Origin of the sequence: Micromonospora sp. NPDC047548, assembly GCF_040642975.1 — a bacterium.
Taxonomy (GTDB): domain Bacteria; phylum Actinomycetota; class Actinomycetes; order Mycobacteriales; family Micromonosporaceae; genus Micromonospora.
In genome coordinates this window covers 1-7,744 of sequence record NZ_JBEYTI010000093.1, presented here as the reverse complement: position 1 = coordinate 7,744, position 7,744 = coordinate 1, and the positions used below count along the sequence as shown (strand labels likewise).

Genomic DNA, 7,744 nt, shown 5'->3' with positions numbered 1-7,744 from the left:
AGATCATCAGAAGCCGCGCTCGTCCCACAACTCCAGCCCCGTCCGGTCCTTAACCTGGACAGAACGCCTCAAGCCGGAACAACGCCGGGGCCGTGTTCCGCAGGGTGCATTACAGTAAGGCCTCGCAGCAGTCACGCTTGGCAGCGCAACGGATCGAGGTTGATCCGCGACTCGTATACGAACAGAGGTCAGCACATCGTCGGCCGACGCAAGCTCAGAGGTGAATACGCAGCTATTCTGGTTGCTTGGTTGATGGTGTTGCGGTTTGCGTGACTCCTTCCTGCCGCAGTTCCAGGATGTAAGGCTGGTCGTTGGTCTGTAGGAACCGGACTTCCAGATCGAGTCCTGGGTGTAGGTAGCGACCGTCTGGGTCTGCCATTAGTACGACCGGTTGCTGGGCAGCGGCGGAGAAGGTCAGTTGGCCGTTGGTGACCGCGATGTCGATCGGGTAGTCGTCGTGTAAGACGTAGCGGCCCGTCACGTCACTAAGCGGCGCGGCTGTGATGCTGGTGGCGTACCGACGGTCCGCGGCGGCGCGGATGCTGGCCAGCAGCTCCCATCCATCCTCAGAGTTAGTCATCGCAGCGACCGCCGTGCCGCTGTCGGGCCACACGTAGGAAAAGCAGGTATAGCCAACGTTCAACCCGGTGTGTCCGAAACGCCGGCGCCCGGCGCGGTCGTCGACCTCAGTGCCGAGCCCGTAGATGCCGCCCGGAATCTGCGGTGTCCACATCTGGGTGGCCAGGTCGCGGTCGAGCAGCTTCGAGTCTCCCGAGGCCGCCCGGGCGATCTCGAGGTCGAGCCGGAGCAGGTCGGTCGGGGTGCTCCACAGTCCACCTGCGGCCGTCTCCGGTTGCACTCGCCAACCGCCGGGAATCCCGGTGCCGCCACCGTGATGGCCACGAGCCACCAGATGCGGTCGCTGGTGCGGATACTGCTGGTCGAAGCTGCTGTCGGCCATGGCCACCGGTTCCAGCACCAGAGTTTGCATGAGGTCCTCGAACGGGGTTCCGGTCGCGTCCACCATCAGCTGCTGGAGCACGGAGTAGTGGCTGCCCGAGTACCGGAAACGGCTACCCGGCAACAGGGTCGACCGAACCGGTGGAGTAGTCGTCGGGCCGCTGCCTTCCAGGACCTGCAACAGCGACGGGGCGCGATCTGCGGCATAGCCGCGGTACCAGGTGTCGGACAAGCCCGCCGTGTGCGCCAGCAATTGTCGTAACGTAACTCCCGGTTGCTGACCCTCGCGGTCGAGTAGTTGCCACGAGGTGAGGTATTCGCCGATGTCGGTGTCCAGATTCAGGACACCGTCCTGGACCAGTAGCAATGCGCCGAACGCGGCGACGTGCTTGCTGATCGAACAGGCCGCAAACGCGGTGCCGGCGGTCACCGGCGTCGACGTCTCGCCACCCGTGACGCCATACCCCGCCGCCCACACCCGCCCGCTCACGTGCCCGACGGCGATGCTGACCCCCGGCACCTGATAGATGCTCATCAGATCGGACAGCGCCGCCGTGTCCGGCGAAAGCCGCCCGGAAGACACATGCCGGTCAAGTTGGCCCAGCAATGGGACCCAGTCCTGAGAGAAATCCACGTCTTCCACGGCGTCGATTCTCGACCACACGTACCCGATGGATCAAATTGATCGAAGAATCTCTATGTATGCGGTGTGGCGGCGGCCGACAGCAGCGGCATCACTCAGGCCAGTCGCTGACGAAATAGAGGTCCGCACACCTGCCGTGCCCGGATTATGAATTCGACAGAAGCGGATGGGCCAGCTGTCTCCAGCCGCCCCGCGTTCACAGTGGGTAGCCAACGAGCCAGGGCATCGCGTCACGCATCAAGCTTGACATGATCGCGAGGCGCCAACCGCGCGACTCGCGGCAGATCAGCGCACCTGATCTTGGAGTGACTGGCGGCCCCGGCGCAGTAATGCGCCGGGGCTACCTGGCCCTGCGGGGGCTGTGCGAAGTTGTGTTCGGTGTGCGAAAGCTGGGGGCCGGGCCGTAGCGGCACCGCCCGGGAGCCGAACTACGGCGGCGTCGGCCAGCCGACCGCCGGCTCGTCGTCGATTGTGATGACGAGCTTCCCGGTAACCCGGCCGGTTTCGGCGCGGGCATGCGCGGCGGGCAGTTCGGACAGTGGATAGGTCCGCTCCACGTGGACCTTGAGCTGTTTCGCGTCAACGAGGTCACGTACCACGTCGAGGGGCTGGGCCATCCGCGTCCCGCCCAGCCAGCGGTACGGCCGGCCCCGTCGGTCGGCGTCCTCCTCGGTCACGCCTGGGTCCAGTGCAGCGCCGAGCAGGAGGCCGCCAGGGCGGAGGCATTCGAGGGAGCGTCGTCCGTACTCGCCGCCGACGAGGGGGCGGGTGTGGCGGCGTCGGCCGCGCTCCCTGGTACGGCGGCCGTCACGACCGCACCCCGCCGGCTTCGACGGCGCTGCGATCCGGCGCCGCTGCGCTTCCGGGGTCTTCACCGTCCGGGACAGCGTCGGCGGCGTGCTCGGCTCCGGCACCACCGGCGGTGCGTTGGCCCCGGAGGCCGTTGACCACGAGCCAGATGGTGGCGGTGGCGATGGCGATGGCCGCGACGGCGGGTAGGGCACCGGCCTGCCAGTTGTCGAGTACCGGCCCGCCGAGCGTCGCCCCGCCGGCGATCCCGAGGTTGAGCACGGTGATGCCGATCGCCCCGGAGGTGGCTTCCCGACCCGGGGAGGCGATCCGCAGCAGGTGCGTCTGGAATACCGGTGGCAGCAACCCGATGAGTACACCCCAGCCGGCGATCACTACGACTGCCACGGCGAGATGGAGATCGAGTAGTAGCAGTGAGGCGGCACTACCGGCGAAGGCGGCACTGACCCAGCCTAGCGCCTGCCGTGGGAACCGGTCAGAGAGCGCTCCGGCCCCGGCGGTTCCGGCCACCCCGGCCACGCCGAAGGCGAACAGCAGTGTGCCGCTGGTGGCGATGTCGTATCCGCCGAACTGTTGGAGCAGCGGCGCGATGTAGGTGTAGAGCAGGAAATGGCCGGTGAGGACGAGACCTCCGGCCAGCGCGACACCGAGCACGGTCCATAGTGCTGGATCGCGGCCTTCCTGCCGTAGGGCCTGCTGGGGCGCGTCCGACAGCGGCAGGGTACGGATGCCTAGGGCCGCCAGTGCGAGCAGCGCCGCCAGCGCGGCGAAGGAGACCCGCCAGCCGAGCGCGGCGCCGGCGGTGGCGCCGAGCGGAATGCCGACGATGCTGGCCATTGCGGGCCCGGCCAGCACTACCGAGACCGCCCGGCCGATCCGCGCCGGCGGGACGAGCGTGGCCACCGTCGGCACGAGCAGGGACCAGAAGAGGCCGTGCGCGGCGGCGGCGGTGATCCGGCTGGTGAGCGCCCATCCGTACGAGGGGGCGAGCGCGGTGCCGGTGGTCGCCAGGGCGAGCAGCAGCAGGATGACGGGTAAGAGCCGCCGGCGCGGTACCCGTGCGGTCAGCCGGGTCAGCGGGACGCTGGCGACGGCGATCGTCAACGCCCAGGCCCCGACCAGTCCGCCGGCGGTCGAGGGCGTGATGTCGAGGTCGTCGCTGAGCTGTAGCAGCAGGCTCGCGGGCAGCAGTTCGGTGGTGACGGTGGCGAAGGCCGCGCCGGACAGGAGAAGTAGTACTCGCCAGGGCAGCCGGGGCAGCGCTTCTGCTGTGGGCCCGGAGGGTTGAGGGGTCATGGCCAGTACCGTAAAGTCTCACATTCATGTGAGAGTCAAGGAGCGGTTTATGCGGATTGGCGAGCTGTCCAGGCGTACCCAGATTCCGATCCGGATGCTGCGGTACTACGAGGAGCGGGGGCTGCTGACACCGCAGCGCGCACCGAGCGGCTACCGGCACTACCAGGAGGCGGACGTCGAACAGGCAACGCTGGTGAGCAGCCTGGTCAGATCAGGACTGCCAACCAGACTGATCCTGCCGCTGCTCCACGACCTGCAGCCGAACCCGGTGGACGGGGACGAGACAGACGACGGAGACGACGACCTGGTCGCACTGTTCGCCGCCGAATTTGCCCGGCTCGATAGCCAGGTCAAGTGCCTGAGCCTCAGCCGGAACGCCGTACAGCAGCACCTGCGACGACTCCGCGCCACCCGGGTCAGCCACGATCCAACGGCCACCTGAGCCGCCCGACCGCCCGAACAGGCCCAGACCCGGCTCAGCCGTCGATCGGCGGTACGGTCCGAGGGGGCGATCGCCTCGTCGTTGAGCAGGTCGTCGTCGCTGTCATGCTCGCAGGGCGGCGACCGAGATCCAAGTGCCGAGCGACGCGGCAGCAGTCCGTAACCGCACCATCACCAGTGCGGTCCGCGATCTCTCAGGTCGGCGCACTCACATCGGCAGATCCGGGCGTCGGCCGCACCACGTGCTGTAGCGCTGTGTAGCGAGCGCCGCGAGGTAGATCCGGATGGCGGGCGGCGTCAGTGCTGGGGGCGCGTCCCGCGGCTGTTCACCGCTCGGGCTGTTGGTGGGCTCGGTCGAGGAGGCCGATGAGGGTGTCCTGTTTGACCTCGATGCCCTCGGCGAGGCGAGCGGCAGTGTGCACCACGGCCAGGAGGCCGGCTGCCGTAGCCGCTGTGGCGCGCGGTCACGGTACGCCCGGGCGTAGCGGCGGGCGAACATTGAACGACCGGCCGTGATCAGCGCACGGGATACAGGCGGGGTGTCGGGTTGCGGATCGGTCCACCGCAACAGAAGATGACCTGCTGCCACTGTCGTCCGGGTGGTCGGCTGGCCGCCGGGCGGCGATACCGGGCAGCTCGCCCGCCCTCCGATTCCCGCATACGGCAACGGGGCCGGCCGCGGCGGCCACCAGGGCGAGGCGCCTCGTCGTCGCTCCTCAGGTCGGAGGCCGGCCGACGCCGGCGGAGGGCGGGCTGGTCGTTCTTCGCCACCGCCCTCCGCGCGGCGCCCGTCGCCTCAGGGGCGCACCAGGTCGAGCTGAAGGTAGTCGAGGTTCCAGTTCTGGTAGGCGTCCGCCGGCAGGCTCACCCGCACGGTGTGGTGACCGGCTGCGAGTTCCTGGACGACGCCACTGGGCTGGAGCACCTGCTTGTTGTGGCTCGTGGTGTTCAGAACGGCCACCCGCTCGCTCTCGGGGCCTCCGTCGAACGACAGCGTGTACGTGCCGGCCGGGGAGTACGGCGAGGATACCCGTGCCGATACGGCGTACCTGCCGCTGCGAGGCATCTCGATGTCGTAGGTCAGCCACTCGCCACCACGCATCCACGAGACCCGTACGTTGCCGTCGGCGTCACTGATGTCCACGTCCTCGCCGGGGCGCATCGGCAGCCCGCCGCGGTTGCCGGCGTCGAGGTCGTGGTAGCCCACGCCCTCGCCCGGAAGGAAGTCCTCGGCCTGAACCCGGACGCTACCCTTCGGCACCGGGTCGCCGTCGCCGGTCTGCAGCCAGCGCTCGAGCTTCTCGACGTCGTCGGTCTGGATGACGGTGGCGTTGAAGCTGGTGACCAGCCCCTCCCAGCCCCGACGGGGATCGTCGAGCGAGGCCTCGTCGGTGAAGCGGTCCGCCAGACCGTTCCACATCGAGTTCAGCCAGACCCTGCTGTTCGCTGCCAGCCGGTCGAGGAACGGCTTGCGCGCTACGACGTCGTACTGGCTGTCGAAGTTGACCTCGTAGCCGACCGGCTGCTCGGCGCCGAACGCCGCGACGTCGGTGAGATTGCCGTCGCCGATCATGTGCATGTAGAGCGCGCCCTCGTGGCCGGCGAGGAACCGTTGGACCTCCGCCACCGGCGCAGCGCTCTTGTAGAGCCCGTTGTGGACTGTCCCGGTTTCGACGAGCGCCTTCCAGATCTCCTCGCGGAACGGCCAGCCCTTGTCGAGATTGACGAGGCCACGCGTCTTCGCGACCTCCATCGCCTCGGCGAGGGTGGGGACCTGCTCGTCGGTGACCGCCGCCTGTGCGCCGCCGAGGCCTTGCTTCAGGCGGAGCGCCTTGACCTGGGTGAGAGTGAGGTCGGCGACCGCGCCGGTTCCGTTCGTCGTGCGGTCGACGGTGGTGTCGTGCATGAGCACGGGGACAGCGTCCTTGGTCAGCCGTACGTCGATTTCAGCGATCTCGGCGCCGTCCTCGAAGGCAGCGGCGATCGCGGGCAGGGAGTTCTCCGGGGCCTCGCGCCACTGGCCGCGATGCGCGGCGGTGAGGATCTTGGCGTTCGGACCGTGGTCGAGGATGTCATGGTAGGCGCGCTCGGCCGGCGTACCGCCACCCTTACCCGGCCCGCCGTAGAGGTGCGCCGGGGGCGGAGTACCTACGCCACCGGCTGCGACGGCGAGGGCCGCCGGTGCCTGCCGGCCGGTCGTGAGCACTGCTCCGGCGACAGCGCCGGCAGCGACAAGGGAGAGCGCGGTTGCGACGCGTACGGCGTGGTTGATGGGGGATAGGTTCATGATCGCCGAACCTAGGGCCGGACCAGCTGCGCTGGGCGTACCGGGCGTTGACTCCGCTTGACGATCCGGTGAAGGTCGGCCGCTCCGACAGCCGGCCACGGGCCGGCGTCCCTGGCGCCGCGGGTGCCTCAGGAGTTGCCTGACACTCCGCCACGTCCGGGGCCGTCAACGGGGAGAGCGCGACACCCGCCGAGTTCGGCCCTCGGCCGGACGACGGTATGGATCAGTTGCGTTCCTGAACCCGCCGCCGGAAGATCCCTGGTCAGGTCGGTGGACGGCAATTAAAGTGCCCCCGTGATCGCCGATCCGGCTCCACCACTGCGGATACGGTTGTTGGGCGGCTTTCGTGCCGAGCGCGACGGAGTTTCGGTGCTGCAGCGCTGGCGCAGGCCAGGGGCGCAGACCTTCGTCAAGCTGCTCGTGGTGGCGCCCGGACACTGCATGCACCGCGAGCAGGTGATGGAGGTGTGCCGGCCGGGCGCCTCGCGCCAGGCCGCGATGTGCAGCCTGCGGGTCGCCCTTCACACCGCGCGGCACGCGCTGCAACCGGAGTTGCGTCCCCGGGAGGAGTCCGCCTATCTGCTTCTGGAGGGCGAGCTGTTGGCGCTGTCCCCGGTGCTGGTGACGGTTGATGCGGACGGTGCCGTACGGCGTGACGTACCTCGACGTCGGCGAGGAGCATCGGACGGAGGCCGCGCTGTGCGAGCCATACCTGCGCGCGGTCTTCCCGGATGGCCTGCCGTCGCCGTTAGCGGCCACGCCCGCGCAGCGCCGACTCGCCGCGGCGGTCGCCCGACACGATCCCGCCTGGGAGCGTGACTTCCGGCCGTTGGCACCCCGGGACCGCTACCTCGCATCGCGAGGCGCCCAGGCCTGGGACGGGACGTTTTCGCGGCTACGCCTGCCCAATGACCGGTCCACGTGGCGGGCCGTGGCCAGCCTCGCCTGAGTCGCGCCACCCCGGCCGGCGTCACTACGCCGACGGGTTGGCGCTCAGCTTGATGTCCACGTCCACGGGGTCGGCCAACTCGCGATAGGCCGTCACCGACAGGCGGGCGATCCACGTCGGTACGTGTGCCGCCGGCCGGACGGCAACGGTCCTCAACAACGATCTTGGCGTCAAGATCTGCCGCGAAGCGCTCGCTACCGGGATGCGGGCCAGTGCTCCGCCCTTCAGGGCGGGGGTGAAGGCCCGCGCTGGGAGGGCCGCCGAGGCCCGAGCAGTGCCTTAAGCCGGGCGGTTCTGCTGCTCGATGTACTGACGCATGACATTCAACGGTGCCCCGCCGACCGAGCCTGCGAAGTAC

General features: G+C 69.0%; 6 protein-coding genes. 2 read left to right on the top strand and 4 right to left on the bottom strand.

All coding sequences use genetic code 11. The annotated features are described in order from the left end of the window. Positions 1 to 232: 232 nt before the first annotated feature. The 3 genes from ABZ807_RS32765 to ABZ807_RS32755 form a co-directional block, all read right to left on the bottom strand. The gene (locus ABZ807_RS32765; RefSeq protein WP_357166884.1) at positions 233 to 1,603 is read right to left on the bottom strand and encodes a serine hydrolase domain-containing protein; all 1,371 of its coding nucleotides are present in this window, start codon (positions 1,601 to 1,603) and stop codon (positions 233 to 235) included. A 428-nt stretch (positions 1,604 to 2,031) separates the two neighbouring features. Then, positions 2,032 to 2,478 (bottom strand): zinc-binding dehydrogenase, encoded by a 447-nt coding sequence (locus ABZ807_RS32760; protein ID WP_357166881.1) that lies wholly within the window; start codon positions 2,476 to 2,478, stop codon positions 2,032 to 2,034. Beyond that, entirely contained in the window at positions 2,411 to 3,709 is a 1,299-nt protein-coding gene (locus tag ABZ807_RS32755; RefSeq protein WP_357166878.1) for an MFS transporter, read from the bottom strand. Before ABZ807_RS32755 ends, ABZ807_RS32760 begins: the two co-directional genes overlap by 68 nt. Before the next feature lie 49 nt (positions 3,710 to 3,758). Here ABZ807_RS32755 and ABZ807_RS32750 point away from each other — a divergent pair, with 49 nt between their 5' ends. Continuing rightward, positions 3,759 to 4,151, top strand: coding sequence for a MerR family transcriptional regulator (locus tag ABZ807_RS32750; RefSeq protein WP_357166875.1), 393 nt, complete (start codon positions 3,759 to 3,761; stop codon positions 4,149 to 4,151). A 795-nt stretch (positions 4,152 to 4,946) separates the two neighbouring features. Here ABZ807_RS32750 and ABZ807_RS32745 read toward each other — a convergent pair. Continuing rightward, positions 4,947 to 6,437: a glycerophosphodiester phosphodiesterase family protein gene (locus ABZ807_RS32745; protein ID WP_357166872.1), complete on the bottom strand. Its 1,491-nt coding sequence runs from the start codon at positions 6,435 to 6,437 to the stop codon at positions 4,947 to 4,949. Between the two features lie 631 nt (positions 6,438 to 7,068). Between ABZ807_RS32745 and ABZ807_RS32740 the strand changes: the two genes are divergently transcribed. Beyond that, complete coding sequence (locus tag ABZ807_RS32740; protein ID WP_357166869.1) at positions 7,069 to 7,386, top strand: hypothetical protein; 318 nt, start codon at positions 7,069 to 7,071, stop codon at positions 7,384 to 7,386. Positions 7,387 to 7,744 lie beyond the last annotated feature (358 nt).